The sequence below is a fragment of the Cupriavidus sp. 05N39 genome (assembly GCF_056397325.1).
Window position 1 is genome coordinate 1 of record NZ_JBFTNE010000385.1, and the last position, 378, is coordinate 378.

A 378-nucleotide genomic window follows, 5' to 3' on the forward strand; every position below is an offset into this window, starting at 1 on the left:
CGTGATGATGGGTGCTCTGTTTGGTGGGGAATGGCTGGTGCGGCGACGGGTCAAGGCAGCGCACGCGCATGGCTGAATGGATCGCACTGGATCGCCTGGCCGTGTCCGCGCTGCCGTGATGATGGGTGCTCTGTTTGGTGGGGAATGGCTGGTGCGGCGACGGGTCAAGGCAGCGCACGCGCATGGCTGAATGGATCGCACTGGATCGCCTGGCCGTGTCCGCGCTGCCGGGCCGGATCGTGGGCCACGCGCCGGACGGGGTGGTCGACCACCCGCGTTTCAGGCAGCAGGTGCTGTGCTGGCAGCAGGCGTTCGCGCGCGCGCCCGGCAGCGACTGGGCGCTGTACTTCGATGACACGCTGGTGTTCGCCGCCGCCC

The 378-nt window shown here is 69.0% G+C and carries 1 pseudogene; it reads left to right on the plus strand.

Going from position 1 to position 378, the window contains the following annotated elements:
• Positions 1-182 precede the first annotated feature (182 nt).
• Positions 183-378 (plus strand): annotated as a pseudogene (locus AC1DN0_RS41820) (AMP-binding protein); the annotation flags it as partial.